Annotated in this window: 34 protein-coding genes; 16 read left to right on the forward strand and 18 right to left on the reverse strand. The window is 68.9% G+C overall.

What is annotated here, in order from left to right:
• The first annotated feature begins 119 nt into the window (after positions 1–119).
• The 4 genes from ACN27J_RS25745 to ACN27J_RS25760 all read left to right on the forward strand — a co-directional run bounded on the left by ACN27J_RS25745 (position 120) and on the right by ACN27J_RS25760 (position 3,047).
• Entirely contained in the window at positions 120–404 is a 285-nt protein-coding gene (locus ACN27J_RS25745; RefSeq protein ID WP_278173923.1) for a hypothetical protein, read from the forward strand.
• A gap of 80 nt (positions 405–484) precedes the next feature.
• Positions 485–1,873 (forward strand): DUF4331 domain-containing protein, encoded by a 1,389-nt coding sequence (locus tag ACN27J_RS25750; RefSeq protein ID WP_421370159.1) that lies wholly within the window; start codon positions 485–487, stop codon positions 1,871–1,873.
• Positions 1,874–1,929: 56 nt separating this feature from the next.
• On the forward strand, positions 1,930–2,295 hold the full coding sequence (locus ACN27J_RS25755; protein WP_421370161.1) for a phospholipase: 366 nt from the start codon (positions 1,930–1,932) through the stop codon (positions 2,293–2,295).
• A 494-nt stretch (positions 2,296–2,789) separates the two neighbouring features.
• Positions 2,790–3,047: a WhiB family transcriptional regulator gene (locus tag ACN27J_RS25760; RefSeq protein WP_123605977.1), complete on the forward strand. Its 258-nt coding sequence runs from the start codon at positions 2,790–2,792 to the stop codon at positions 3,045–3,047.
• Between the two features lie 32 nt (positions 3,048–3,079).
• Here ACN27J_RS25760 and ACN27J_RS25765 read toward each other — a convergent pair whose 3' ends face one another.
• Positions 3,080–3,445, reverse strand: a complete 366-nt coding sequence (locus tag ACN27J_RS25765; RefSeq protein ID WP_233606708.1) for a metallopeptidase family protein — start codon at positions 3,443–3,445, stop codon at positions 3,080–3,082.
• 219 nt (positions 3,446–3,664) lie between these two features.
• Between ACN27J_RS25765 and ACN27J_RS25770 the strand changes: the two genes are divergently transcribed.
• Complete coding sequence (locus ACN27J_RS25770; RefSeq protein ID WP_278173927.1) at positions 3,665–4,036, forward strand: DUF3499 domain-containing protein; 372 nt, start codon at positions 3,665–3,667, stop codon at positions 4,034–4,036.
• A gap of 63 nt (positions 4,037–4,099) precedes the next feature.
• On the opposite strand, the gene ACN27J_RS25775 is transcribed toward ACN27J_RS25770, so the two are convergent.
• The 4 genes from ACN27J_RS25775 to ACN27J_RS25790 all read right to left on the reverse strand — a co-directional run bounded on the left by ACN27J_RS25775 (position 4,100) and on the right by ACN27J_RS25790 (position 8,149).
• Positions 4,100–5,488: an NAD(P)/FAD-dependent oxidoreductase gene (locus ACN27J_RS25775; protein ID WP_421370163.1), complete on the reverse strand. Its 1,389-nt coding sequence runs from the start codon at positions 5,486–5,488 to the stop codon at positions 4,100–4,102.
• Between the two features lie 31 nt (positions 5,489–5,519).
• The gene (locus ACN27J_RS25780) at positions 5,520–6,866 is read right to left on the reverse strand and encodes an aspartate aminotransferase family protein (RefSeq protein WP_421372476.1); all 1,347 of its coding nucleotides are present in this window, start codon (positions 6,864–6,866) and stop codon (positions 5,520–5,522) included.
• Between the two features lie 306 nt (positions 6,867–7,172).
• The gene (locus ACN27J_RS25785) at positions 7,173–7,628 is read right to left on the reverse strand and encodes an NUDIX hydrolase (RefSeq protein ID WP_421370165.1); all 456 of its coding nucleotides are present in this window, start codon (positions 7,626–7,628) and stop codon (positions 7,173–7,175) included.
• Positions 7,628–8,149 carry a DegT/DnrJ/EryC1/StrS family aminotransferase gene (locus tag ACN27J_RS25790; RefSeq protein ID WP_421370167.1) on the reverse strand — a complete coding sequence of 174 codons (522 nt, stop codon included), beginning with the start codon at positions 8,147–8,149 and terminating at the stop codon, positions 7,628–7,630. Before ACN27J_RS25790 ends, ACN27J_RS25785 begins: the two co-directional genes overlap by 1 nt.
• A 32-nt stretch (positions 8,150–8,181) precedes the next feature.
• On the opposite strand from ACN27J_RS25790, the gene ACN27J_RS25795 reads away from it, so the two are divergent.
• Both ACN27J_RS25795 and ACN27J_RS25800 read left to right on the forward strand, forming a co-directional pair.
• Positions 8,182–8,826, forward strand: coding sequence for a Scr1 family TA system antitoxin-like transcriptional regulator (locus tag ACN27J_RS25795; RefSeq protein ID WP_421370169.1), 645 nt, complete (start codon positions 8,182–8,184; stop codon positions 8,824–8,826).
• The gene (locus ACN27J_RS25800; protein WP_326551534.1) at positions 8,817–9,002 is read left to right on the forward strand and encodes a DUF397 domain-containing protein; all 186 of its coding nucleotides are present in this window, start codon (positions 8,817–8,819) and stop codon (positions 9,000–9,002) included. Before ACN27J_RS25795 ends, ACN27J_RS25800 begins: the two co-directional genes overlap by 10 nt.
• A 76-nt stretch (positions 9,003–9,078) precedes the next feature.
• On the opposite strand, the gene ACN27J_RS25805 is transcribed toward ACN27J_RS25800, so the two are convergent.
• The 4 genes from ACN27J_RS25805 to ACN27J_RS25820 form a co-directional block, all read right to left on the reverse strand.
• The gene (locus ACN27J_RS25805) at positions 9,079–10,344 is read right to left on the reverse strand and encodes an ATP-binding protein (RefSeq protein WP_421370171.1); all 1,266 of its coding nucleotides are present in this window, start codon (positions 10,342–10,344) and stop codon (positions 9,079–9,081) included.
• Positions 10,345–10,595: 251 nt separating this feature from the next.
• A complete protein-coding gene (locus ACN27J_RS25810; protein WP_421370172.1) occupies positions 10,596–10,847 on the reverse strand; it encodes a hypothetical protein in 252 nt (83 codons plus the stop codon).
• Between the two features lie 102 nt (positions 10,848–10,949).
• On the reverse strand, positions 10,950–11,861 hold the full coding sequence (locus ACN27J_RS25815) for an SPFH domain-containing protein (protein ID WP_421370174.1): 912 nt from the start codon (positions 11,859–11,861) through the stop codon (positions 10,950–10,952).
• A 62-nt stretch (positions 11,862–11,923) separates the two neighbouring features.
• A complete protein-coding gene (locus tag ACN27J_RS25820) occupies positions 11,924–12,403 on the reverse strand; it encodes an Lrp/AsnC family transcriptional regulator (RefSeq protein ID WP_421370176.1) in 480 nt (159 codons plus the stop codon).
• 258 nt (positions 12,404–12,661) lie between these two features.
• On the opposite strand from ACN27J_RS25820, the gene ACN27J_RS25825 reads away from it, so the two are divergent.
• Genes ACN27J_RS25825 through ACN27J_RS25840 form a run of 4 tightly spaced genes read left to right on the forward strand, consistent with a single transcriptional unit; the run spans position 12,662 to position 16,852 of the window.
• On the forward strand, positions 12,662–13,900 hold the full coding sequence (locus tag ACN27J_RS25825; protein ID WP_421370178.1) for an ABC transporter substrate-binding protein: 1,239 nt from the start codon (positions 12,662–12,664) through the stop codon (positions 13,898–13,900).
• 11 nt (positions 13,901–13,911) lie between these two features.
• Positions 13,912–15,105, forward strand: a complete 1,194-nt coding sequence (locus tag ACN27J_RS25830; RefSeq protein WP_421370180.1) for an ABC transporter ATP-binding protein — start codon at positions 13,912–13,914, stop codon at positions 15,103–15,105.
• Positions 15,102–16,013: an ABC transporter permease gene (locus ACN27J_RS25835; RefSeq protein WP_421370182.1), complete on the forward strand. Its 912-nt coding sequence runs from the start codon at positions 15,102–15,104 to the stop codon at positions 16,011–16,013. Before ACN27J_RS25830 ends, ACN27J_RS25835 begins: the two co-directional genes overlap by 4 nt.
• Positions 16,013–16,852, forward strand: a complete 840-nt coding sequence (locus ACN27J_RS25840; protein WP_421370184.1) for an ABC transporter permease — start codon at positions 16,013–16,015, stop codon at positions 16,850–16,852. Before ACN27J_RS25835 ends, ACN27J_RS25840 begins: the two co-directional genes overlap by 1 nt.
• Here ACN27J_RS25840 and ACN27J_RS25845 read toward each other — a convergent pair.
• The 3 genes from ACN27J_RS25845 to ACN27J_RS25855 all read right to left on the reverse strand — a co-directional run bounded on the left by ACN27J_RS25845 (position 16,830) and on the right by ACN27J_RS25855 (position 18,980).
• Entirely contained in the window at positions 16,830–18,266 is a 1,437-nt protein-coding gene (locus tag ACN27J_RS25845; RefSeq protein ID WP_421370186.1) for a gamma-aminobutyraldehyde dehydrogenase, read from the reverse strand. The two genes, ACN27J_RS25840 and ACN27J_RS25845, sit on opposite strands and share 23 nt — an antisense overlap.
• A gap of 155 nt (positions 18,267–18,421) precedes the next feature.
• On the reverse strand, positions 18,422–18,709 hold the full coding sequence (locus tag ACN27J_RS25850; RefSeq protein ID WP_421370187.1) for a CopG family transcriptional regulator: 288 nt from the start codon (positions 18,707–18,709) through the stop codon (positions 18,422–18,424).
• Between the two features lie 130 nt (positions 18,710–18,839).
• Positions 18,840–18,980 carry a hypothetical protein gene (locus ACN27J_RS25855; protein ID WP_421370189.1) on the reverse strand — a complete coding sequence of 47 codons (141 nt, stop codon included), beginning with the start codon at positions 18,978–18,980 and terminating at the stop codon, positions 18,840–18,842.
• A 219-nt stretch (positions 18,981–19,199) separates the two neighbouring features.
• Between ACN27J_RS25855 and ACN27J_RS25860 the strand changes: the two genes are divergently transcribed.
• Both ACN27J_RS25860 and ACN27J_RS25865 read left to right on the forward strand, forming a co-directional pair.
• Positions 19,200–20,077 (forward strand): IS5 family transposase gene (locus ACN27J_RS25860; protein ID WP_421372099.1). Its coding sequence is split into 2 segments (ribosomal slippage): positions 19,200–19,589 and positions 19,592–20,077, totalling 876 coding nucleotides; the frame shifts between segments, so codons are not numbered across the junction.
• Positions 20,078–20,169: 92 nt separating this feature from the next.
• Positions 20,170–20,799: a DUF4291 domain-containing protein gene (locus ACN27J_RS25865; protein ID WP_421370191.1), complete on the forward strand. Its 630-nt coding sequence runs from the start codon at positions 20,170–20,172 to the stop codon at positions 20,797–20,799.
• Positions 20,800–20,920: 121 nt separating this feature from the next.
• Here the strand turns inward: ACN27J_RS25865 and ACN27J_RS25870 are convergent, their stop codons facing one another.
• Positions 20,921–21,289 carry a VOC family protein gene (locus tag ACN27J_RS25870; RefSeq protein ID WP_421370193.1) on the reverse strand — a complete coding sequence of 123 codons (369 nt, stop codon included), beginning with the start codon at positions 21,287–21,289 and terminating at the stop codon, positions 20,921–20,923.
• Here ACN27J_RS25870 and ACN27J_RS25875 point away from each other — a divergent pair.
• The 3 genes from ACN27J_RS25875 to ACN27J_RS25885 all read left to right on the forward strand — a co-directional run bounded on the left by ACN27J_RS25875 (position 21,288) and on the right by ACN27J_RS25885 (position 22,744).
• On the forward strand, positions 21,288–21,821 hold the full coding sequence (locus tag ACN27J_RS25875; RefSeq protein ID WP_421370195.1) for a MarR family winged helix-turn-helix transcriptional regulator: 534 nt from the start codon (positions 21,288–21,290) through the stop codon (positions 21,819–21,821). The genes ACN27J_RS25870 and ACN27J_RS25875 overlap by 2 nt on opposite strands.
• A gap of 96 nt (positions 21,822–21,917) precedes the next feature.
• Positions 21,918–22,187, forward strand: a complete 270-nt coding sequence (locus tag ACN27J_RS25880) for an SDR family NAD(P)-dependent oxidoreductase (RefSeq protein ID WP_421370197.1) — start codon at positions 21,918–21,920, stop codon at positions 22,185–22,187.
• Complete coding sequence (locus ACN27J_RS25885; protein WP_421372478.1) at positions 22,187–22,744, forward strand: SDR family NAD(P)-dependent oxidoreductase; 558 nt, start codon at positions 22,187–22,189, stop codon at positions 22,742–22,744. The genes ACN27J_RS25880 and ACN27J_RS25885 overlap by 1 nt, the downstream gene beginning before the upstream one ends.
• A 26-nt stretch (positions 22,745–22,770) precedes the next feature.
• On the opposite strand, the gene ACN27J_RS25890 is transcribed toward ACN27J_RS25885, so the two are convergent.
• The 5 genes from ACN27J_RS25890 to ACN27J_RS25910 form a co-directional block, all read right to left on the reverse strand.
• Positions 22,771–23,337: a Uma2 family endonuclease gene (locus ACN27J_RS25890; protein ID WP_123603734.1), complete on the reverse strand. Its 567-nt coding sequence runs from the start codon at positions 23,335–23,337 to the stop codon at positions 22,771–22,773.
• Positions 23,338–23,593: 256 nt separating this feature from the next.
• A complete protein-coding gene (locus ACN27J_RS25895) occupies positions 23,594–23,782 on the reverse strand; it encodes a DUF397 domain-containing protein (RefSeq protein WP_421370199.1) in 189 nt (62 codons plus the stop codon).
• A complete protein-coding gene (locus ACN27J_RS25900) occupies positions 23,769–24,545 on the reverse strand; it encodes a helix-turn-helix domain-containing protein (RefSeq protein ID WP_421370201.1) in 777 nt (258 codons plus the stop codon). Before ACN27J_RS25900 ends, ACN27J_RS25895 begins: the two co-directional genes overlap by 14 nt.
• A 151-nt stretch (positions 24,546–24,696) precedes the next feature.
• Positions 24,697–25,188 carry an SRPBCC family protein gene (locus ACN27J_RS25905; RefSeq protein ID WP_421370203.1) on the reverse strand — a complete coding sequence of 164 codons (492 nt, stop codon included), beginning with the start codon at positions 25,186–25,188 and terminating at the stop codon, positions 24,697–24,699.
• On the reverse strand, positions 25,179–25,532 hold the full coding sequence (locus tag ACN27J_RS25910; RefSeq protein ID WP_421370205.1) for an ArsR/SmtB family transcription factor: 354 nt from the start codon (positions 25,530–25,532) through the stop codon (positions 25,179–25,181). Before ACN27J_RS25910 ends, ACN27J_RS25905 begins: the two co-directional genes overlap by 10 nt.
• Positions 25,533–25,585 lie beyond the last annotated feature (53 nt).

Below are 25,585 nucleotides of genomic sequence, written 5' to 3' on the forward strand. Positions count from 1 at the left end.
CCACCGGCGTCGTCGACCGTATGGATAGGTGCCGGCGACTGCGGGTGACAGATGGGCCGCGCCGGCACTGGTCCCATCGCGACAGTGGGTTACCCCCTGACCCACCGGAAGGGTTGTCCATGAGAACTCGCCAGCGAAACCGACCGAAGTTCAAAATTTCCCGCCGCCAGGTGCTGACCGTGGCGGCGAGTGCGGGTGTCGGCGCGGCCGCGGTCAGCGTCAGCGGCCTTTCGTCGGCCGTGGACAGCCGGCTGGCCGGAGCAGCCTCGAATGACGAGGCGATCGTCGTCCATCTACGGGATCCGTCCAACGGCACGCTGGACGTCTTCGTCGGCACATCGCGGATCGAGGTACGCGACAAAGGTCTCGCCGCCCGGTTGCAGCGCGCCGCCCGCCAGGGCTGAGTACGCCGTACGGGCACGTTTCACCTGACGCGTACCGCGTCGATCACCGATTCATTCAGGCTATGTGAGGTAGGTTCGCCATGTCTTCGCACCGTGAAGCGCCGGAGATATCCAAGGACCCGGTCGCCGACAGCACCGACCTTTACGCGTTCGTGAGTCCGGACCGCCCGGACACGGTGACTCTCATCGCCAACTATCTGCCTTTCCAGGTGCCGTCGGGCGGGCCGAACTTCTTCGAGTTCGGCGATGACGTGCTCTACGAGATCCACGTGGACAACAACGGTGACGGTCATCCGGACATCACCTACCAGTTCCGGTTCCACACTGAGATCACCAACGAGAACACGTTTCTCTACAACACCGGACCGATCGACGCGCTGGACAGCGAGAACTGGAACCGGCGCCAGTTCTACAGTGTTACCAAGGTGGACTCGCACGGCAAGGCGCAGCTGCTGGCCCGCAATGTGCCCTGCCCGCCGTGCAACATCGGTCCGCTGTCCACCCCCGACTACGTGGGGCTGGCCAATGACGCCACGTTCCAGCTCAAGAGCGGTGAACGGGTCTTCGCCGGGCAGCGGGCCGAGGGGTTCTTCGTCGACCTGGGCGCCATCTTCGACCTGGGCAACCTGCGGCCCTTCCAGCAGTTGCACGTGGTCGGCAAGGACATCTTCAACGTGGCGGACGAGCCGGTCAACGCGACCGACCGGCTGAACGTGTCCAGCATCGCGCTGCAGATCCCGATCACCCACCTGGTCAGCGGCGGCGGCCGGTACGACGTCAACGACCAGCGTGCGGTGATCGGGGTGTGGACCTCGGCCGGGCGTCAGCAGGTGCGGGTGCTGGGGGCGGCCAAGGCCGCCGACGTCACCGTCGGCCCGGTGGCTCAGGTGTCGCGGCTCGGCAATCCGTTGTTCAACGAGGTCATCGTGCCGATGGCGCAGAAGGACCTGTGGAACACCCTGCCCCCGTCGGAGGACAAGCGCTTCGCCGGCCTGGTGGAGAAGCCCGAACTGGCGCAGTTGCTGCCGGTGCTCTACCCGGACGTCTTCCCCAATCTGGCCGAGCTCAACGAGTCCGGCAAACCCCGCGCCGATCTGGTGGCGATCCTGCTGACCGGGATCCCGGCCGGGCTGATCGACGGTTTCCAGAACAACACCGGCGATCTGCAGGCGGACATGCTGCGGCTGAACACCGCGATCCCGCCGGCGAAGCGGCCGAGCCGGTTCGGTCTGCTCGGCGGCGACCTGGCCGGTTTCCCGAACGGCCGCCGGACGACCGACGACGTGGTCACCATCTCGCTGCGGGCCATCGCCGGGTTGACGTTCCCGCTGATCGACAAGAACTTCACCCCGGACGACGCGGCCGGCGCGGTGACCCACGGGCTGAGCGCGGCCGACGTGACCGCCCCGTTCCTGAAGCATTTCCCGTATCTCGGCGTGCCGTACGACGGGTTCAACAACCCGTCCTGACCGGCCCGCACGTCCCGTCCGGGCCGACCCCGGCACATCCAGAGAAGGTGGGGAGCATGCACGAGCACAGTCTGGCCCCGTCGGAGACCGGCGGCGTTGTCCTCGACATCGGCGGCGACATGGGTGCCCTGATCATCTACACCGGACAGGAGTTCCACGGCCGGGAGATCGAGATCAGCCCGACCGCCGGTCCGGACCAGCCGGATCCGGCCCCGCGTACCCATGCGGCGGTCCGGGAGCGGCAGGTACGCGACGGAGTCTTCTTCAGCGCCGTCTACACCGATCTGCCGGCGGGTTCCTACACCGTGTGGCGCTCCGACGAGGTGCCCGCCGGTCAGGTGACGATCACCGGCGGGGCGGTGACCGAGTTCGTCTGGCCGCAGCACGCCACCGCTGGGCGGCTGATCCCCAAGGCAGGGTGACAGGAGTCCCGCACGACAGTGTGACGAGATTGACGCTTGGGCGCGATCGGCTTCTGGGCCGTAGGCGTGATCGACCCCTGGGGAGGGAAGTAGGGCTAGTGAGGTAGACCGGTCGTCCGACCGGACATCGAGCCGGTGCCGCGTGAGCGGCACCGGCTCGATGTCGTCTGCGGACAGCGTCGTCGCCGCTGGGATTCGCCGGTCAGGCCGGGCAGGGTGGTGCGACTCGCCGGTCCCGCGTTACCCGGTGGGGGTCTGAATCGATAGGGCAGGTTGCGGGCCGGATGACAACGGGGAGGGCGGGTGACCGGTGCGCGACAGCAAGCCCATTTACCAGGTTCGTCTTGACGACGCACGCATTACACGCGTGTAATTTCAACGGGGTCGCTCGGACGGGCTGCATCAAAACCGGATCGAACGGGCAAGATGGACACGCCTTCCGCGTGGGGGGTTGCGCCGGCCGGGTGGGGCGGCGCGCGAAAGGAGGCACGCGTATGGATGGTCGGCTGGAGGTCGCGGACCTGCTCGGTAACGCCCCGGAGTGGCAGGAGCGGGCGCTGTGCTCGCAGACCGATCCGGAGGCGTTCTTCCCGGAGAAGGGCGGATCCACCCGCGAGGCCAAGCGGATCTGCTCTCGTTGCGAGGTGAAGTCCGAGTGCCTGGAGTACGCACTCGGTCACGACGAGCGGTTCGGCATCTGGGGCGGACTGTCCGAGCGGGAACGACGCAAGCTCAAGCGCAGGGTCGCCTGACCTGCCGCTGTCGGCCCGGGCGAGTTGCCAAGTCAGGCCAGCTCGTCCGGGTCGACGCCGAGCAGATTCGCCACCTGCTCGATGATCACGTCGTGCACCAGGTCGGCGAGATCCTCCCGGTTCAACGCCCGGAACTCCAGCGGACGCCGGTAGAGCACGATCCGCGGCGGCATCTCCTGACGCCCCGGCCGGCCGGGCAGCAGCCGGGCCAACGGCACCTCGCCGTCCTCCAGCACGTCGGAGTCGTACACGTTCAGATCAGGTGGGACGTCCTCGACGGCGAATTCGACGCCGGCCAGCTCCTTCGCGAAGCGCCGCTCCAGCGTCTCGACCGTGTCCAGGACCAGCTCGTCGAAGACCTCGGCCTTGGTCCGGGCCAACGGCACCGTCGCCGGCACCAGCCGACCGCGCAGCCCGCGCCCGTGCCGGTCCCGGCGATCCCGACGCGCCCGGCGGGGCGTCTGCGCGCTGCCGGGCACGGGGATGGTCACTGGGATCCTCCGGTCACCTGCCCAGCGTAGTCCGGATCGGCCCTTTCCGGGCGTGCGGATCAGGAGTCCCGGCGTGTCGCGTCGGCAAGCTGGTAGTGGAGCCGGTATTAGAGATAACGTGCCGCCGTGAGGTCACCACGGCGCTGCTCCCGTAACGGCTGCCCCCGCCAGGCCGTCGCCACGTTGACCTATGTCTACAACGAGTCGACCGCGGTGGTCGGCCCGCTCGCCGCGTTCGCCGAACCGCACACCTACGACCTCTGCGAGCAGCACGCCCGTAGCCTGACCGCGCCCCGTGGCTGGCAGGTCGTCCGGCACGAGGGTGAGTTCGACCCGCCCCCACCGACCACCGACGATCTGGTGGCGCTCGCCGAGGCGGTCCGGGAGGCGGCCCGACCGGCCCCGCCGCCCCGCCCCGGTGACCCGGACGCCGTCGACATCGACATCAACCCGTCGACCGGCCGCCGTGGCCACCTCCGGGTGATCCCGCCGGCCTGACCGCGGGCCGATCCGCCCCCGACCCCGCCAAGCCGACCGCAGGCGGCGGTACGGCCGACCGCGTCACTGCCCGGTCAGCCGGCCCAGCAGCCCGGTCAGCCGGGACGGCCGGTCGCCGCGCGCCTCGGCCGCGTCGGCGGCGGTCACCAGCCGCAGACCCGCGTTGACGCCGAGCCAGCGCAGCGGCTCCGGCTCCCAGCGCGGCGAGCGGTGCCCGACCCAGGGCAGCGCGGTCAACTCGCTGTCCACGTCGAGGATCAGGTCGGCGAGGGTACGGCCGGCCAGGTTGGCGGTGCCCACCCCGTCGCCGACGTACCCGCCGGCCCAGGCCAGCCCGGTGGCCCGGTCCAACCCCACCGACGCCGCCCAGTCGCGGGCGACGCCGAGCGGACCGCCCCAGGCCCGGGCCACCGGTACCGCGTCGCCGAGCACCGGGAACAGCTCGCCGAGCGTCCGGCGCAGCGCGGTGAACACCCGAGGGTCGCGGTCGTACTCGGGCCGGATCCGGGACCGGAAGTGGTACGGCGCGCCCCGCCCGCCGAACGCCAGCCGGCCGTCGGCGGTCCGCTGCCCGTAGATGATCAGATGCCGGTAGTCGCTGAACGTCTCGCGCCGCGCCAGCCCGATCCGGGCCCAGATCTCGTCCGGCAGCGGCTCGGTGGCGATCATCAGCGAGTAGATCGGGGCCACTGCGCGGCGGGCGCCGGGCAGCGCCGGGGTGTAGCCCTCGGTCGCCCGTACCACCACCGGGGCGCGGACCGTGCCGGTCGGCGTCTCGGCCGCCCCGGGGCCGTACCTGGTGACCGGGGTGTGCTCGTGGATCGTCCCGCCGTGCCGTTCGACGGCCCGGGCCAGGCCACGGACCAGCCGGGCGGGGTGGATCGCCGCGCAGTGCGGGGTGTAGGCGCCGCCGAGTACGCCGTCGGCGGCGCACCGGGCGGTCGCCGCGTCGGCGTCGAGCAGGGCGAGGTCGGCGTGGGTGCCGCCGTACGCGTGGGTTTCGGCGACCGCCGCCTCGGCCCGCCGCAGCTGCGCCGGGGTACGGGCCAGAGTGACCGTGCCGCCGTGGCTCCAGTGGCAGTCGATGCCCTCGGCGGCGGCGACCCGGCCGACCTCGTCGACCGTGGCGTACATGGCCTGCTGCATGGCGACCGCCGCGTCCCGGCCGTGCCGGCGGGCCAGCGCGGTCGGCGAGCTGGGCAGCAGTGCCGAGCACCAGCCGCCGTTACGGCCGGAGGCGCCGTACCCGGCGATCTCCCGCTCCAGCACCACGACCCGCAGCGCCGGATCGGCGCGGGCCAGGTAGTACGCCGTCCACAGCCCGGTGTAGCCGGCGCCGACGATCGCCACGTCGGCGGTCGTGTCGCCGTCCAACGCGGGCCGGGGCGTCAGCTCGTCGTCCACGGTGGCCATCCAGTGCGACACGTCTCGGTAGTCACCGTGACCGCGCATGGTCCACGACCCTCCTGTTGTCGGCCCGGCGCTACAGTCGCTGCCAGGCCTCGGACAGCACGGCCCGCAGGATCTGTTCGATCTCGTCGAACTCGGCCTGGCCGGCGATCAGCGGTGGGGCGAGCTGGATCACCGGATCGCCCCGGTCGTCGGCCCGGCAGTACAGCCCGGCGGCGAACAGCGCGCCGGAGAGGAACCCGCGTAGCAGCCGCTCCGACTCGGCGTCGTCAAAGCTCTCCCGGGTCGCCTTGTCCTTGACCAGCTCGATGCCGTAGAAGTAGCCGTCGCCCCGGATGTCACCGACGATCGGCAGGTCGTACAGCTTCTCCAGAGTGCCCCGGAAAGCGCTTTCGTTGGCCCGTACGTGCCCGGTCAGCTCCTCCCGGGCGAAGATCTCCAGGTTGGCCAGCGCCACCGCGCAGGAGACCGGATGCCCGCCGAAGGTGATCCCGTGGCCGAACGACTCAGTGCCGTGCAGGAACGGCTCGATCAACCGGTCCGACGCGATCATCGCACCGAGCGGGGAGTAGCCGGAGGTGAGCGCCTTGGCGGTGGTGATGATGTCCGGCTGGTAGCCGTACCGCTGGGCGCCGAAGTACTCGCCGAGCCGGCCCCACGAGCAGATCACCTCGTCGGAGACGAGCAGCACGTCGTACGCGTCGCAGATCTCGCGTACCCGCTCGAAGTAGCCCGGCGGCGGCGGGAAACAGCCGCCGGCGTTCTGCACCGGCTCCAGGAAGACGGCGGCGACGGTCTCCGGGCCTTCGCGTTCGATCGCCCGGCCGATCTCGTCGGCTGCCCACCGGCCGAACGCCACCGGGTCGTCGCCGTGCTCCGGCGCCCGGTAGAAGTTGGTGTTCGGCACCTTGATCCCGCCCGGGACCAGCGGCTCGAAGTCGGCCTTGATGCCGGGCAGCCCGGTGATCGCCAGCGCCCCCATCGTGGTGCCGTGGTAGGCGATGTCCCGGCTGACCACCTTGTGCTTGGTGGGTTTGCCGACCCGCTTGAAGTAGGCGCGGGCCAGTTTCCACGCCGACTCCACCGCCTCGGAGCCGCCGGTGGTGAAGAAGACCCGGTTGAGGTCGCCGGGGGCGAGCGCGGCGATCCGTTCGGCCAGCTCGATCGCCGTCGGGTGGGCGTACGACCAGATCGGGAAGTACGCCAGCTCGCTGGCCTGCTTCGCGGCGGCCTCGGCGAGCTCGGTGCGCCCGTGGCCGGCGTTGACCACGAACAGCCCGGCCAGCCCGTCCAGCAGCCTGCGTCCCTCGCTGTCCCAGACGTGCGCGCCGTCGCCGCGCACGATGGTCGGCACCGGGGCGTCCCGGTAGCTGGACATCCGGGTGAAGTGCAGCCAGAGGTGGTCGGTCGGGTTGCCCATGTCGTGGCCCCATCGCGTCGGTCGCACCGGCGCCTGCGCAGGCACCGTCCTGGCTACGGTTATCGCACAGATCCTCCGCTCACTGCAAGGTTCACGAGATCAACAGTGCCGTTCACCTACGGTTTGAGCAATCCGAGCCAGCTACAACGACGAAATCCGCATCACGGGTGAGTCGGCCAGTCAGGGCCGCTCGCTGACATTGCGCGGTCCACCCGACCACGTGTGACGCCGTCACACGAATACGCCGAAGGGCGGACCCGGGCTGCGGTCCGCCCTTCGGCGCAAGTCGGTGGAACCGCTCGCCATCTATCTGTGTGTCTTGGCCCACCGCGAGGCCGCAGCGACCAGTTCGGGCAGCTCGGCCGGGGTGGGGAGCCCGGCGAGGTCGGCGACCGGCACCCAGCGGGCGCTGGCGACTTCCTCCAGCTGCGCGGTCAGGTCGCCACCGGAGGCGCGGCACACGTACACGAAGTCGATGTGCCGATGCGCGCCGATCTTGGAGTCGGTCACGTCCATCTCGATGACCGTCCACGGGGCGGCATGGCTTGCGACCGCCGGGTGGGTGAACGCTGGATCGCCAAGAACGGTGGCCTGAACACCGGTTTCCTCGGCCACCTCACGCACCGCCGCCTGGGCCGGGTCCTCGTTGGGGTCGATGTGCCCGCCTGGGTACAGCCATAGGCCGATCTTGTTGTGATGCACGAGCAGGACTCGATCCTCATCGTCGAGGACGACAGCGGACGCGGTGTTGTGCCGGATCATCACGGGAGCTGCCCTTCGGCGAAGACGCGGATGCGGTCCGCGACCCATCCTAGGGCCGCCTCGGACATACCCGGGTGAACGGGAAGCTGGAACGTCGTCGCAGCGAGAGCATCGGCGTTCGGGCAAGGGGTGGCATAGGCGGTGAAGATCGGCCGGTGGTACAGCGGTCGATAGCCGTAGCGCACCGAGTCTGGTGGCAGGCCCGCAGCGGCGAAACCGGCGGTGAGTGCTTGCGTGGAAGCGGGCTGCGTGGTGAGTACCAGGTTGTAGTAGTTGGGCTGGTCGGCCTCACCGTACGACAGTTCGGTCAGGTGGCCGTCCTTGGGCAGCGCCCTCAGCAGCCAGGTTGCGTTGGCGCGGCGGGAGCGCAGTTGCGCCTGCAGGCTGCGCAGCCGCCGCAGCCCGATCGCCGCGAGGGGCCCAGGGAGCTTGTAGTTCACGCCGTGGACGTGGCCCTTGAGGTGGCCGAGGTGAGTGTAGAAGTCGATGCGGTCGGCCAGTTCATCATCGTCGGTGAGCACGAACCCGCCCTCGCCGGTGGACAGCAGCTTGGGTGCCGCATCCGCGCAACCGGCATCTGACGGCGGTGGTGCTCGGCGTGGACCCCGCCGAGCTGTGGCCGGACCCGTACCGACACCGAGGCAAGGCCTGGTTCCGGCCATGGGAGGAGATCGAGCGGGAGGCGGTCGCGCTGCGCTCGTACGAACCGCTCGTCGTGCCTGGCCTGCTGCAGACCGAGGGGTACGCACGGGCGATGCTGCACGTCGGCGGGGTGAACACCGCCGACGAGGTGGAGCGGATCGTGCTTACCCGGTTGGAACGTCAGACGATCCTGACCGGGGCACGTCCGCCGTTCCTGGTGATGGTGATCGACGAGGTGGTGCTGCGTCGACTGGTCGCCGACCGGGCGGTGATGCACGATCAGTTGCGGCACCTGATCGCGTTGACCGAGAGCCACCCGCACGTGCAGATCCGGGTGATCCCGGCGGGCGTGCCCTGGCACACCGGGCTGGCCGGCCCGTTCGCGCTCGCCCGGCTCGCCGATGGTCACGAGTTCGCCTATCTGGACAACCAGTTGCGCGGCGAGATACACGCCGCGCACGACGACATTGCCACGCTGGGCCGGCGGTGGGACAGTGTCAGCGGGGAGGCACCATCGATCGACCTGATCAAGGAAGTGGCGCAATCATGGACCTGACCGGCGCCCGGTGGCGTACGTCTACCCGCAGCAGCAACAACGGCGGAAACTGTGTCGAGGTGGCGGACAACCTGCCGGGGCGGGTGCTGGTCCGTGACTCCAAGGACCGGGCCGGCGGCGTGCTCACCTTCGACCCGGCCGCCTGGCAGACCTTCGTCACCACCCGCCGCCCCTGACGAAAGACATCACTCCTCGGCCAGGCGGGAGGCACGAATCTCGTCTTCAAGGCGGCGCTGCCCGGCGGCGCTTCGCTCAGCGGAGCTCGGCTTGCGGAGGAACCTGCCACAGGGCGCTGACCGGCATGGCCCGTAGTTTGGGGCCGAACGGCAGCGTGGCGGTGCCGGTGTAGAGGACGACGCCGGCGACGAAGTCGTCGCTGAGCCGGTCGGCGAGCCTGCGTAGCCCACGGAAGTCGTCCGGTCCGACGGTCGAGGCGGCCTTGACCTCGATGCCGACGACACGGCCGGCCCTGTCCTCGAGCACCGCGTCGACTTCGAACTTGCTGTGGTCCCGGTAGTGGGACAGCTCGACGGACTGGGCAGACCAGCTCAGTTGGCGGGACAGCTCGGACAGGACGAAGGATTCGAGCAGCGGGCCGAACGACGCACCGGGGCGCAGCAGTGCCCGGGCGTCGACCGCCATCTCGTTGGCGGCGATGCCCGAGTCGACGAAGATCAGTTTGGCGGCTGCGGTGGCTCGGGTGCCGAGGTTGCGCGACCATCCTGGAATTCGCCTGATGAGGAAGATCTCCTCCAGTGCCTGGAGGTAACGCGCGATCGTCGGTCGGCTCAGTCCGAGCGCGGATTCGAGGGAGTTGGCCGCGACGATGGTGGCCGACCTGGCAGCGAGCAGCCGTACCAGTCTGCGTAGCTCGCCCTTGCGCTGGATGTCGGCGAGTTGCCGGACGTCGCGGTCGATGAGCGCCTGGACATATGCGTCGAGAAAGCGTTGACGACGGCGGGGGTCGGCGCGGGATGTGGCTTCGGGCAGACCGCCGCGCACGATTCTGGCGGCGTAGTCGGCGCGGGTCACGGCGGACTCGTGGCGCAACTCAGGGCCGAGCGTGAAGATGGCGTCGACGAAGCCGTCCGGCTCATCCTCCAGCTCACCCTGGGAGAACGGCCAGAGCTCGATGGTCTCCATCCGGCCGGGCAGCGCGTCGGGAGCGGCTAACGTGCCGAACAACCGCGCGGAGCCGGTGAGAAGGTATCGACCTGGTCGGGGATCCTCATCCACGGCGGCTTTGATAGCCAGCAGCAGTTCCGGGACACGTTGGATCTCATCGATGATCAGCAGTTCCGGGGAGTCAACGAAGCCGACCGGGTCGGCTGTCGCCGCCGCGCGATCCTGCGCCCGGTCAAGATCACGGCGTTCGGCGAAGCGGTCCCCGGCGACGATGCGCACGAGGGTGCTCTTGCCTGCTTGGCGTGCGCCGCTGATCAGTACGACGCGGGTGTCCGCCAGCGCGGCGTCCACCTGGGCGGCGGCGTGGCGCGGGATCAGGCGTGACGTAGGCACAACCCCATACTAGCCGCCACACTTTCGATCTGCGACGACCTCGCTTTCGGTCTGCGGCAGGTTGATGTTCGGTCTGCGGCAGCCTCGTGTTCGATCTGCGGCGCGCACGTGTTCGGTTTGCGGCATCCGGCTCGGCCTCGCTTGCCGGCGAGGCCGAGCCCGGATCGGGCCGATCGGTCGGTGGTCGTCGGGCGACCGGCGTTGAGGACGACGCTGCCGCCGGCCAGCGTGGGCAGAGCCCGTTCGCGTTTCTACGGGCACGGGTGAATGCCGCTGGTGGAGTACGGGGTGCTGTAGCCGACGAGACGGTCCCAGTCCTGGTCGGGACAGTGGCCGTACCAACGGGTGCCGACCTGGGTGGTGCGACTGCTGTCCGAGTAGTAGATGGTGACCATCAAGTGGTACTCGTCTGGAATGGCCTGTGCCGGAGCGCTGGTGGCTACCAGGGTGGCGGCCACCACGAGTAAAGCTGCGGCGAAGGTGTTGCGGATGAAGGTCAGCATCGTCCGAATCCCTTCTGGAGGATCGACACCCGGTAGTCGCACCATAGCAGCTCGTAGGTAGGTGTGGGGCGGGGTGAAGATCCGACAAACACCCGCGAGCGGTCAGTCGGTGTTCGCCGGGCGCCCGGCGTTGAGGTCCACGCTGCCGCCGGCGGGCACCGGCAGGAACGTCGGGCAGCCCTTGGCGGTCTCGTCGGTCAGGCAGCGCTGGAACACCTCGTACAAGATGTAGCCCTCCGGGCCGAGCACCTCGACGAGCTGACGGATCTGCTTGAGCTTCTCCTCGACGGTGGCGTTCTGCTCGGTGATCGCCCGCCGCTCGGTGATCGCCACCTGGACCGCGGCCAGGCCGTCGACCAGATCCTGCCGCGGCGTCGGCTTCTGCAGGGTCAGGTTGAACTGCAGGAAGTACGCCCGCCCACCGGTGGTGGCCTGCACCGCCGCGCCCAGATCCTCGTTGATCGCCGTCTCGAAGGCGGCCCGGGTCGCCGGGTCGTTGTACAGCGCCAACCAGTCGTACTTCTGCGCCTCGGTGGTCATCGCCTTGTGCAGCGGCTGCCCGATGTAGAACCGCAGCAGGTCCAGCCAGTGTTCGGTGGTCCGGCCGTCGCCGTCCATCACCGGCTGGAACTTCAGCCCGATCTCCTCGTGGAACTCGCGCAGCATCCCGCCCTCGTCGGCACACGAGGTGTCCAGGTGGAACGTCAACCCGCCGGAGACGGTCAGCTCCTGGTTGTCCTTGGAGACCACCACGAACGGCGTGGACTCGGAGCCCTCGTTGCCGGTGAAGTCGAACGTACGCTGGCCGGCCGGGTACACGTAGTACCGCTCGCCCGGCCCGTCCCAGGTGCGGTTGTTCTGGGTGACGCAGGCCTGGTAGGTCGTGCTGGAGAAGGCGCCCGCGTCGTAGTGCAGCGCCACCTGGTCCGACTCGGTGCTTACCGTGGTGCAGCCGGTCACGGTCAGCACCAGCAGCGCACCGAGACCCGCGATCACCCGTAGCTGACGACGCATCCGTTTGCCCCACTCTCCTCGACGTGTGCCGTCAGGGTAAGAAAGCGAATCAATCCGACCGGTCAGGCCGTACCCCAGGTGTAGGTCTGCTTGCGCAGCTTCAGGTAGACGAACGCCTCGGTGGAGACGACCCCCTCGACCGTGCGCAGCCGCTGCAGGATCTCCAGCAGGTGGTCGTCGTTGCGGCAAACCACCTCGGTGAGCAGGTCGAACGACCCGGCGGTGATCACCACGTAGTCGACCTCGTCCAGCTCCGCGAGCCGGTCGGCGACCGTCTCCAGATCCCCGGAGGTACGCAGCCCGATCATCGCCTGGCGGGGGAAGCCGAGCTGTAGCGGATCGGTGACCGCCACGATCTGCATCACCCCGGCGTCGAGCAGCCGCTGCACCCGCTGGCGGACCGCCGCCTCGGAGAGTCCGACCGCCTTGCCGATCGTGGCGTACGGGCGGCGCCCGTCCTCCTGTAACTGTTCGATGATCTGTTTCGCCACGTCGTCGAGGAGGACGTGACCGGAGCCGCCGCCCTGCTGTCGTGTCCCCATCCGGGTCTCCTCGTCTGTCAGAATCGGCGCATTGTGCCGCACCGCTGATACGTCGCCGAGCGGGTCGGCGTTAAGAGTCCGAGTCTGGCGTATTTCGTGGCCAATGGCGAGCAGCGCAACGGAATCCCTTGTGAAGTGCGCATCTGCATGCCAGGATCGGCGTCTGATCGGTTCACAAACTACGCCTTGCCTCCGTGCCGGCCCCGCCGGCCCGTACCCTTCCGGTCCTTCGGACCGGCACCACTCCAGGAGCCGTCCATGCGCAGTCGCCTCCGCCCCCCACCGTCCGCGCCGGCCGCCGCCCTGCTCGCGGCCCTCGGCATGCGCCGTACCCTCACCCGACGCTCCCTGGTACGCGGCGCCGCCACCTCCGGTGGGCTGCTGCTCGCCGGCGGTGCGTTCGCCGCCTGCGGCACCCCGGCAGCCCAGCAGACCGAGGAGAGCTGCGTCAGCGAGGACCTGTCCGACAGCGAACAGGTGATCAACTTCTCGAACTGGCCGCAGTACATCGACGTCGACGCCGACGACGAGAGTCGCCGACCCACCCTGGAGGCGTTCCAGCAGGCCAGCGGCATCACGGTCACGTACACCGAGGACATCAACGACAACAACGAGTTCTTCGGCAAGGTGCAGAACCAGCTGTCCGCCTGCCAGCCCACCGGACGCGACATCATGGTGCTCACCGACTGGCTGGCCGCCCGGATGATCCGGCTCGGCTGGGTGCAGTCCCTCGACAAGGCGAACCTGCCCAACGTCGCCGCCAACCTGCTGCCGTCGCTGAAGGCCCGGCCGTTCGACCCGGACGACTCGTACGCCGTACCGTGGCAGTCCGGGCTGACCGGCATCGCCTACAACGGCACCGTCACCGGCGAGGTCCGCACCATCGACGACCTGCTCACCCAGGCCGACCTCAAAGGCCGGGTGACCGCGTTGACCGAGATGCGCGACACCATGGGGCTGCTGCTGCAGTCGAACGGGCACGACCCGGCCGACTTCACCGACGCCCAGTTCGACGACGCCCTGGAGAAGCTGCGCCGGGCGGTCGCCGACGGGCAGATCCGCCGGTTCACCGGCAACGACTACGCCGCCGACCTGGCCCGGGGTGACGTCGCCGCCTGCATCGGCTGGTCCGGCGACGTGATCCAGTTGGCCGCCGAAGACCCGAACATCGTCTTTCAGGCACCCGAGTCCGGGCTGATTCTCTTCTCCGACAACATGCAGGTGCCGAACCAGGCCGCCCACAAGACCAACGCCGAGAAGCTGATGGACCACTACTACGACCCGGCGGTCGCCGCCGAGGTCGCCGCGTACGTCAACTTCATCTGCCCGGTCGAAGGTGCCCAGGAGGCGATGGCCGCGATCGATCCGGAGCTGGCCGCCAATCCGCTGATCTTCCCCGACGAGGCGCTGCTCGCCCGGTCCGCCGTGTTCATGGCGCTGACTGAGGAGCAGGAACGCACGTACGAGCAGAAGTTCCAGCAGGTCATCGGGGCCTGAGGCGGCAACCGATGGCGACCGACCCACCCGCCGGTGGCCGACTCGGCGGCGACCCACGCCCAGCCGACCCGAGCGCCGGTGACCTGAAGCTGACCGACCTGACCAAGCGGTTCGGCCCGTTCACCGCCGTGGACGGACTCGACCTGACGATCCCGCAGGGCGCGTTCTTCGCCCTGCTCGGTGCCTCCGGCTGCGGCAAGACCACCACGTTGCGGATGGTCGCCGGGCTGGAGCAGCCCACCAGCGGCCAGCTGCTGCTCGGCGGGCGGGACATCACCCGGCTGCGGCCGTACCGCCGGCCGGTGAACACCGTCTTCCAGAGCTACGCACTCTTCCCGCACCTCAGCGTGGCCGACAACGTCGCGTTCGGACTGCGCCGGCGTGGCATCCGCGACGTGCGCCCGCAGGTCGAACGGATGCTCGCCCTGGTGCAGCTGGACGGCTTCGGCCCGCGCCGCCCGCAACAGCTCTCCGGCGGGCAGCAGCAGCGGGTCGCCCTGGCCCGCGCGTTGATCAACCACCCGCAGGTGCTGCTGCTCGACGAACCACTCGGCGCGCTCGACCTCAAACTGCGCCGACAGATGCAGGCCGAGCTGAAACGCATCCAGACCGAGGTCGGCATCACCTTCGTGCACGTCACCCACGACCAGGAGGAGGCCATGACGATGGCCGACACGGTCGCGGTGATGAACGCCGGCCGGATCGAGCAGCTCGGCCCGCCCGCGCAGATGTACGAGTTCCCGGCGACCGCGTTCGTGGCGAACTTCCTCGGCCAGTCGAACCTGCTGGCCGGCGAGGCCACCGGCCGATCCGGCGACGACGTGCTGGTCACCGCGTACGGCTCGCGGTTCACCGTGCCCGCGGCCCGGTCCCGGTCCGTCGACGGTCCGGTCCATCTGGGGGTACGCCCGGAAAAGCTCGCCCTGACCCGGGACGCCGACGCCGTACCGGCCGGGGCGCAGTCGGTCACCGGCGTGGTCACCGAGCTGGCATACCTCGGGGTCAGCACCCAATACCAGGTGCGCACCGGTTGGGGCACCGAGCTGAGCGTGTTCAGCCCGAACAGCGGGGACGGAGCTCTGCTGCCGGTCGGTGCCGACGTGGTCGCCTACTGGCAGCCGGCGCACGCCTTCCTGCTGGCCCGCGAGCCGGGCGCCGGCGACCAGACCAGCCCGCTGCTCGACGACGCCGTACCCGCGTCATGAGCGTCCTGGCCCACGTCGGCGGGGGAGCGGGAAAGCCGCCCGCCCCGGTGCAGGCTGCCCGGCGGCGCAGCCGGCTGCTGCCGTACCTGCTGCTCCTGCCCGGCGGGGCCTGGCTGACCCTGTTCTTCGCGGTGCCGGCGATCCAACTCGGCGCGACCAGCCTGTACGACCCGGCCGGCTCGCTGGCCACCGGGTACGCGATGACCTGGTCGTTCGGCAACTACCCGGACGCGCTGTCGGCGTACTGGACGCAGTTCGGTCGCGGCTTCCTCTTCGCCGGCATCGCCACCGTGATCGCGGTGCTGCTCGGCTACCCACTGGCGTACGCGATCGCCCGGCGGGCCGGCCGGTGGAAGAACCTGATGCTGATCTGCGTCGTCGCCCCGATGTTCACCAGTTTCCTGGTACGTACCCTGGCCTGGAAGACGATCCTGTCGGAAAACGGCTGGCTGGTCGGCGTACTGCGGGATCTGCACCTGCTCGCGCCGGACGGCCGCCTGCTGTTCACCCCGGTCGCGGTGGTGCTCGGGCTGACGTACAACTTCCTGCCGTTCATGGTGCTGCCGCTGTATGCGAGCCTGGACCGGCTCGATCCCCGGCTGCTGGAGGCGGCCAGCGACCTGTACGCGAGCCCGGCGCGGGCCTTCTGGCGGGTCACCCTGCCGTTGTCGGCACCCGGTCTGGTCGCCGGCACCCTGCTGACCTTCATCCCGGCCTCCGGTGACTACATCAACGCCCGGCTGCTCGGCACCCCCAACGAGTACATGATCGGCAACGTGATCGACTCGGCGTTCCTGGTGCGGCTGGACTATCCACAGGCGGCGGCGCTGTCCTTCCTGCTGATGGCGGCGATCCTGATCATCGTGTCGGTCTACGTCCGGCGCACCGGCACCGAGGAGGTGCTGTGATGGGCCGGGGCGCGACGGGGATCGGTGCGCGGCTGGCTCGGTGGCTGGTCGACCGGTGGGTGCTCGGCGTCGGCCTGCTGGTGCTCGGCTACCTGCTGCTGCCGGTGGCGGTGGTCGCCGGGTTGTCAGTCAACCGGCCGTCCAGCCGGCTGTCCTACGACTTCAACGAGTTCACGTTGGACAACTGGCGGCAGCCGTGCGCGACCAGCGAGATGTGCGACGCGGTGCTGCGCAGCGTACAGATCGGGTTCCTGGCCACCGCCGGGGCCACGATCCTCGGCACTCTGATGGCGTTCGCGCTGGTCCGGCACCGGTTCCGTGGCCGGTCCGCGGTGAACCTGCTGATTTTCCTGCCGATGGCCACGCCGGAGCTGGTGATGGGCTCGTCGCTGCTGACCCTGTTCGTGGCCGGGGCGGTGCCGCTCGGCTTCTGGACGGTGGTGACCGCCCACGTGATGTTCTGCCTGAGCTTCGTCGTGGTCACGGTGAAGGCGCGGCTGGCCGGCATGGACACCCGCCTGGAGGAGGCGGCGATGGACCTGTACGCCTCCGAATGGCAGACGTTCCGCCTGGTCACCCTGCCGCTGGTGCTGCCCGGCATCGTGGCCGCCGCGCTGCTGGCCTTCTCGCTGTCGTTCGACGACTTCATCGTCACGAACTTCAACTCCGGCACCACCGTCACCTTCCCGATGTACGTCTGGGGTGCCGCCCAGCGTGGCATCCCGCCGCAGGTCAACGTGATCGGCACGGCGATGTTCGCGGTGGCGCTGCTGGTGGTGGTGCTCGGCGGTGCCCTCGGGCATCGCCGAGGCCAGGTCAGTCCTCGAACGCGTGCATGACGTGCTTGACCCGGGTGTAGTCCTCCAGCCCGTACATGGACAGGTCCTTGCCGTGGCCGGAGTGCTTGAACCCGCCGTGCGGCATCTCCGCCACGATCGGGATGTGGGTGTTGACCCAGACGCAGCCGAAGTCGAGCCGGCGGGTCATCCGCATCGCCCGGCCGTGGTCGCGGGTCCACACGGAGGCGGACAGGCCGTACCGGACGCCGTTGGCCCACCGGACCGCCTCGTCCTCGTCGGTGAAGCGCTGCACGGTGATCACCGGCCCGAACACCTCGTCCTGGATGATCTCGTCGGGCTGGCGGACCCCGGCGACCACCGTCGGGGCGTAGAAATAGCCCCGGTCGCCGACCCGTACGCCGCCGGTGTGCAGCTGAGCGTGGTCCGGCAGCCGGTCGACGAAGCCGGTGACCCGGCCCAGCTGGTCGGCGTTGTTCAACGGCCCGTACGCCACGTCCGGCTCGTCCGGTAGCCCGGTCTTCGTCGCTCGGGCCTGCTCGGCCAGGGCGGCGACGAAGTCGTCGTGCACGCCCGGCCCGGCCAGCACCCGGGTCGCCGCGGTGCAGTCCTGCCCGGCGTTGAAGTAGCCGGCCCCGGCGATCGCCTCGGCCGCCGCCGCCACGTCGGCGTCGTCGAAGACCACCACCGGGGCCTTGCCGCCCAGTTCCAGGTGGGTGCGCTTGAGGTCGGGCGCGGCGGCGGCCGCCACCTCCATGCCGGCCCGGGTGGATCCGGTGATCGACACGAACTCCGGGGTCGGGTGGGCGACCAGCGCCCGGCCGGTGTCCCGGTCGCCGCAGACCACGTTGAACACGCCCGGCGGCAGGAACTCAGCGGCGATCTCGGCCAGCAGCAGGGTAGACAGCGGGGTGGTGTCGGACGGTTTGAGTACCACCGTGTTGCCGGCGGCCAGCGCCGGGGCGATCTTCCAGACCGCCATCATCAGCGGGTAGTTCCAGGGCGTCACCTGCGCGCAGACCCCGATCGGCTCCCGGCGTACGTAGGAGGTGTGCCCGGCCAGGTACTCGCCGGCCGACTTGCCCTCCAGCACCCGGGCCGCCCCGGCGAAGAACCGGAGCTGGTCGACGCTGGGCGGCAGCTCCTCGTCGGCGGTCAGCTGGCGCGGCTTGCCGGTGTTGCGGACCTCGGCGTCGACCAGCTCGGCGGCGCGGGCCTCGACCGCGTCGGCCAGCTTGAGCAGGGCCAGCTGTCGCTGCGCCGGGATGGTGTCCCGCCAACTGTCGAAGGCGGTGGCGGCGGCCGACATGGCCCGGTCGACGTCGACGGGGCCGGACGTTGGTGATTGGGCGAACACCTCACCGGTGCACGGGTCGACCAGGTCCTGGTAGCCGCCGTCGACCGGGTCGACGTAGGCACCGTCGACGAAGTTGCGCACCGTCTGCTTGTCGGTCATGGTTCGGCTCCTGCACGTCGGCTCGGCCTGGATCAGGCAGGATGAGGTATCCGCCAGCTAGGAGCCATCTTCGCGACCGAAATCGCAGCAGACAAGAGGTACGGCAACTGTTTCCGTGCGCGCGTTGCTGGACCGTGCCGCCTCGTCAGCGTGTCTCACGCCGCTTCGTCGGCGTGTCGGGCGAGGAACTCGTCGATCGCCTGACGAATGAGCCCCGACCGGCCTCCCTTGTCGTTGCCGGCGAGTTCGTCCAGCCGCCGCACGGCCGTCGCGGAGAGGCGGACTCCGGTAACGATCATGGGTACGCTCTCCGGTGACGGCGTAGGGCCAAGATCGGGGCCTCTGGAGGCGTCGCGTAGCAGCTCCGAGATGTCGCCACCCTGGTCGAAATACGCCACCAGCTCTTCGCGGCTCATCGTCCGCGGATCACGGCTCGCACTCATCGTGTCCCCTCCATCCACTGCTTGACCTCCTCCGGCGTCGCAGGCCGAGCCGCCAGGATCGCGTAGCTGTTGACCTTTCCCACCCGCTCACACAGCACCATGATCACGCGTGCTGTGCCAGCCAGGCCAGCTACGCCAGCAGGAGTGTCCCGATGTGGTTCTCGATCCGCTGCGGCGAGTGGAGCGCTTCGACCGTCTCCTGTTCGGAGACGCCGTGCCGTGCCGCGCTGATCTTGCCGGCCTCAGTCCACCCGTACTCTCGCGCAACCACGGCACCAGCGTACAACGCGTAAAACGCATGCACCGGCAGCACCGCTGTCGCAGCTCTGAGTGACGTCGGCGCGTAAGGGCCTAGGGCGTGTATCAAAGTCGGCCGTGGGCGGGTGACGACTTTCGGCGTGTCGCTGCCCGGTAAACAGCGAGGTCTCCGGTAGACGGCTTATCGACCAAGACGAACCATCAACACGGAGACCTCGTGACCAGCGTAGCGGTGACGAGGCGGCACGACCTGACGGACGCGCAGTGGGCAGTCCTGGAGCCTCTCCTGCCCACCGCACGCCGACCGGGCCGACCGCCCGCATCAACGAAACGGCAGCTCATCGACGCGATCCGGTGGCGGACCCGGGCCGGCGCCCCGTGGCGGGACATCCCCGACCACTACGGCTCCTGGGCTGCGGCGTACGCCCTGTTCCGCCGGTGGCAGCGCGACGGGACCTGGGCACGGATCCTGACCGCGTTGCAGGCCCTGGCCGACGCGGCGGGACGGATCGTCTGGGACGTGTCCGTGGACTCCACGATCAGCCGAGCGCACCAGCACGCCGCCGGAGCGCGTAAAAGGGGGATCTGCAGGCCGAACCACCCGGCGGTACCGGGTCGGAACCCGACGACCACGCGTTGGGGCGTTCCCGTGGCGGACGGACCACGAAACTGCACCTGGGCTGTGAACAGGGACAGAAACCGCTGTCGATCGTGCTGACCGGCGGGCAGCGTGGCGACAGCCCGCAGTTCACGACGGTCCTCGACCGAATCCGGGTGCCCCGGCTCGGGGCCGGTCGGCCCCGGACCCGTCCGGACCGGGTGCTGGCGGACAAGGCGTACACGTCGAAGGCGAACCGTGCCTACCTGCGTCGACGGGGTGTCGCCGCGACGATCCCGTCGAAGGCCGACCAGGACGCCAACCGGCGGAAGAAGGGGTCGAAGGGCGGCAGGCCGCCGGCCTTCGACCCCGAGATCTACAAGCAGCGCCACGCGGTCGAGTGCGGGATCAACCGGCTCAAGCGCAACCGTGCCGTCGCGACCCGCTACGACAAGCTCGCGGTCCGGTACGAGGCGACCGTGCAGGTCGCGGCGATCAACGAGTGGCTGTGACCGACTTTGATACACGCCCTAGCGGGCGGAACGGGTTACGGCCGTGCGGATGCTGGGTGAAATCTGGTGGATGACCGTCGCCGGCATCGGCGATGATCTCATGCGTGGACGCTCGTCATCGGCAGGTCCGGGCTCGGTACACCGCCGACACCGTCACCGTGTACCAGGCGTATCCGGCGGAGATCGCGGTGCCGGCGTTGGCGAACGGGCGGTTCGTGGCCCCGTTCAAGCGGGACCGGATGACGTGGATCAAGCCGTCGTTCCTGTGGATGATGTACCGGTGCGGGTGGGCGTCCAACCCCGGTCAGGAGCGGGTGCTGGCGGTCGAGATCCGGCGCAGCGGGTTCGAGCGGGCGCTGGCGGCAGCGTGCCTGAGCCACTTCGACCGAAGCTTGTACCCGGACCGCGATACGTGGGCGCGACGGGTGAGGACGAGCCCGGTGCGGGTGCAGTGGGATCCTGAGCGGTCGCTGCGGCTCGGGCCGCTGCCGTACCGGTCGCTGCAGGTGGGACTGTCCGGCGACGCAGTCGACCGGTACGTCGACGAGTGGACCGTCGCCATCACCGAGGTGACCGGGCTGGCGCACGCCGTGCGTGACCGGCTTTCCGCTGGTGATGACGCGGGTGCTGCCGCCCTGCTGCCGGCCGAGCGGGTCTATCCGTTGCCGGTCGAGGTTGCGGCGGTCATCGGCGCAGACCCGACACCGGCGGCGACCTGCTGATACCGCAGGACGGGATCGAGCACGTCAGCCGGTGGGTACTGGTTGAGCTTGATGCCACAGGTGCATCAAGATGCACCTGTGGCATCAGGTCGTCGGACGCATCATGGGGGTCCGGGGCTCGTCAGGCGCGGTCGTGCAGAGTGACCTGGTAGCCATCGGGGTCGGCGAAGGTGAAGGTCCGACCGAAGGGGCCGTCGATCGGCGCGGAGACGATTGTGTGACCGTCGGCGACGAGAGCATCGTGAATGTCCTGCACGTCTGTGGCGTGGAGCCAGATGGCTGCACCGATGCCCGGCTGAGCAACGGATCCAAGGTCGGTGCCGGGGACGATCTCGCGCAGCGCGAACGCGATGGGCTTGGTCTCGAAGACGACGGCGTGCGCAGGCCCGGCCGGCGAGCGTAGGAGCCCGAGGTACTGCTCGTAGAACGCCCGCGAGGCGTCGAGGTCGCGTGCCTGCAGCGAGATGAAGTCGGGGCCGGTGACGGGCATGATGATCTCCTCCGGTCGTGTCAGGTTCCTGACATCGCGCAATGTATGTCAGGATGCTGACATGAGTCAAGGTGGGCAGGGCAGCGGGCAGGGCGTCGACCTGGAGACATCGCTGGGCTATCTGCTGAAGAAGGCATCGAGCGCGCTCCGGGTGGCCATGGAGGAGGTGCTGCGACCCCTCGGGATGAGCGTGACGCGCTACTCGTGCCTGGAGTTGCTGGCGCAACGGCCAGGCCTGTCGAACTCCGAGCTCGCGCGGGGCGCCTTCGTGACCCGGCAGTCAATGAACGTGCTGCTCCAGACGCTGGAGCGAGAGGGCTACGTGACCAGACCGGCGGAAGCGCCCGTCGGGAAGGTGCTGCCCACGCGGCTCACGCCTCTGGGTCGGCAGAGTCTCGAAAAGGCGACCGTCGCGGTCCGGTCGGTCGAGGTCAGGATGCTGGCCGGGTTGACTGAGACCGAGCAGTCGGAGGCGTTGCGGATCCTGCGGCGGATGGTCCGTTCCCTGCGCGATGGCGACGACGGCGCTTAGCGGGGCCGACTGCATTTGATTCGAGACTCGAAGTAACGTATGCTTCGAGTCTCGAAGTAACATGGTGGGGCCGGTGGCCCGGAAAGGTACATCCTGATGCACTCGTTTGCCGGAACCACTGCGCTGATCACCGGGGCCTCGAAGGGCATTGGGGAGGCGTACGCACGGGAACTCGCGTCCCGCGGAGCCGCCCTCGTCCTCGTCGCCCGCTCGACCGAAGCGCTGGAGAAGCTCGCCGCGACACTGCGGCAGACCCACCAGTCCCCAATCGTCGTACTCGCCGCTGATCTGTCCGACCGCGCCGCGCCGCGCCGCGTGCCATCGTCGACGCCCTCGCCGAGCAGCGTGTCGAGATCGACCTGCTGATCAACAACGCAGGCATGGGAGCGGTCGGCCCGTTCCTGACCCGCCCGTTGGCTCCGAACGTCGACTCGGTCGAGCTCAACATCACCGCACTCATGGGCCTCGTGCACAGCATCGGAGGCCACATGCTGGAGCGTGGCCACGGCGGCATCATCAACGTGTCCTCGGTGGCCGGCTTCCAACCCATGCCGTTCCAGGCCAGCTACGCCGCGACCAAGGCGTTCGTGCTGTCGTTCACCGAAGCCCTCGCCGAGGAACTGCACGACACCGCAGTACGGGTGATGGCGGTGCATCCCGGACCTGTCGCTACCGGGTTCTTCGACGGAACCACCGCAAAGATGCACACCAGAGCCGTCCCGCCCGAGCGCATCGCAGCGAAGTCGCTCGACGATTTCGCGCGTGGCAAAGAGATCTCGTTCCCCGGGGGTCTGTCCGATCGCGGCATCGCGTTCGCCTCGCGCCTCCTGAGCCGCAAACGGGCGGCGCGCCTGAGTGGCAACCTCAACCGCAGGGCGGGGTTCGACCGCGTCGGCGACGTCGACACCCCGGCAGCCGCCTGACCCCGCCCGACCTCGCCGCGTGGCGTTCAGAGTTGGCCGAGATCGACTTCAACGGAGAAGGGCGCGGTCAGTTTTACGACGCCGGTGAAGATCTCGCCATCGCGGTAGCGCCCAGTCGCCGGGTCAAGAACGTACGTGTAGACCAGCGGTGCGCCAGTGGCGGCCTGCTCGACCCGCCAGTAGAACTGGATGCCAACCCTGGCGTACTGGTCAGCCTTGACGATCCGGTCGGTCGTTTCCGATCCGGGAGAGACCACCTCGACCACCAGTAGCACATGCTCGGGGCGGGTCGGGGTGACGTCGATGGTGTCCGCCCGGTAAACCGTCACATCGGGACGACGGTTGTTCAGCGGCACGTCCTGGAGCCGAACATCGAAGTCGGTGTCAGCGTTCCAATCCGGCCCGGCGGCACCATCCAGAGCGTTCGCCAGCAGCCTGGCCAGGCGATTGTGCCGCTTAGAGGCACTCGGACTCACGAGCACCATCCCATCCACGATCTCAATGCCCGCACACTGCTCTTCTGTCCACGTCGCGTACTGCTCGGCCGTGACCTGTTCGTGCATCCAAGCCGGCGCGACCATCTCGACAGTCATCCGCGCCTCCTGACCGGCGATCGGCTACCACCTCAAGATACCGCCGGCTCTGTCGATGAGCAGGCTGCCAGACCTTTTGGGTCGATTTGCCGCAACTAGGATTTCTGTCCGTGTCATCGGTGTGACCGGCCGGCCTGACGCTGGGTGCAGGCTCGCCCCGCCGAGGGGGGACCGGGCCGGCTTGGTCGAGATGAAGCGCCGGCCCTGGCTGGCAGGGCCGGCGCTTCGACGGTGTCTTGCGGGGTGGGTGGCTGGGTCAGTGGTGGTGCTTCGTCAGTTCGACGAAGGAACGCCAGGCGGGGGCGTCGAAGGTCAGCGTGCCGCCGTCGCGGTCCTTGGTGTCCCGGACCAGGACCCGGCCGGGCAGGTTGTCGGCCACCTCGACACAGTTGCTCACGCCGCTTGATCTGGTGGACTTCCGCCATGAAGGGTCAGTCGTGTTCATCAATCAACCTTAGAATCAGGTCTCGGCTCTGGGTAGTCGATAGCGAGAGATCGTTGATCGCCTCCCACGCCCATTCCAGTTCGATGACGTCGGCGGTTGTGGTCGCCATCCTGCCGCGCAGCTGGTCGTCCAGGTAGGCGATCCGGCTGCCGTCGCCCAGGGTGGCCAGCGAAAGTGGTCCGTTAAGGCCTGGGTTGAGGCCGAGGTTGCGGTCGGGCACCACCCGTATCCGGACGTTCGACTGGTGGCTGGCGTCGACCAGGTAGGCGAGCTGGTCCTTGAGAACCTCACGGGACCCCTGGTGCAGAGCGGCCTCGCCGATCAGGCAGGACAGCTCGACCGGCTCGTCGCGGGTGAACACCGCCGTCTGCCGGTCGAGGCGGATCCGAATAAGATCGTCGACCTTGCTCTTGCTCCAGGGTGAGGCGGCGAACAGCTCACGCATGTAGGGCTCGCGTTGCAGCAGCCCAGGGATGATCGACAACTCCCAGCAGCGCAGCAACGCGGCCCGCCGTTCGTGTTCGGCCCACGGACGCAGCCACGGCTGGCGGTCTCCGCGTGCTTCCTCGGCCAGTTGCTGGATCTTGTCACCGGAGTTCAGCACCTCGTCGAGTGCCTGCGCGGTGTCCTCCTTCGGCACCAGCCGACCGGTCTCGAAGCTGGCTATCAGCGACTTCGACACGCGTAGCGCCTTCGCCAGCTGCGTCTGGTTTATGCGCCGGGACAGTCGGAGCCGTCGAAGCTCTGTGGTGAGTTCACTCATGATTATCACCTCGAATACCCAGAAGTGGCAGCGGGTTCAACGAGGTTCATCTTCTAACGACACCGACTGATAGTCCAGCGTGGAAGTAGACCACCGGGTGAATTGCCGTGGGTGCTGAAATCGGAGCGCTTCTCGCAGCAGCGATTTTTGATCAAGGAGCGGGGGCGAGTAGCTCGTCGATCTGGTTGATCGCCGACTTGGAGCCCTCCACCACGCCCATGTCCAGCACCTGTTGCAGTGCCTCAGCGGACTCGTATTTACTCAGGTAGGTCGCCCGGGTGCCGCCGTTGTGCTCGGCGAAGGTGTAGGTGTTGCGGGAGGCCGGCAACTCCGACAGCGGATTGAAGTCCAGGTCCGCGAAGCCGTCGTCGAAGGTAAAGCTCGTCGGCTCGTCCACGGCGGTGATCAGCCAGTATCCGGCATGCTTGTCGCCCTCCGGGCCGGTCATGAAGTAGGTCACGCGACCGCCGGGCGTGAAATCGTGGTCGACCACGGTCGCCGGGTAGGTCGGCGGTCCCCACACCTTCTCCAGTTGGCGAGGGTCGGCGTAGACCTGCCAGACCCGCTCCACCGGCGCGGCGAAGTCCGCCGTGATGGTCAGGGTCAGGTTGTCAAGGTCCTGCTGGACGTCGGTCACGGGCATTGTTCGGTCCTTTCGTCGGGGTCGTCTGCGAGCAGCGCGTCGATGCGTGCGATGCGGCCACGCCAGATGTGTTCGAGCTCGGCGAGCATGGCCGCCACCGAGCGCACCGCCTGCACGTCGCCGCTGGCCAGCTGCTCGCGACCACTGCGTCGCTTGGTCAGTAAACCGGCCTTCTCCAGCACGGTGACGTGTTTCTGTACGGCGGCGAAGCTCATGTCGTACTTGGCGGCGAGCGCGGAGACGGAGTGCTCCCCGGCCAGCACCCGGCGCAGGATGTCGCGCCGGGTGCGGTCGGCGAGCGCGTGGAACATGGCGTCCGCCCGGTCCGCGCTCTCCTCGATCACCACGCTAATATACAACCGATCGGTTGTACGTTGTCAAGGCCATCGAGTGCCTC

This window comes from Solwaraspora sp. WMMB762 (genome assembly GCF_049179115.1).
Classification (GTDB): Bacteria; Actinomycetota; Actinomycetes; order Mycobacteriales; family Micromonosporaceae; genus Micromonospora_E.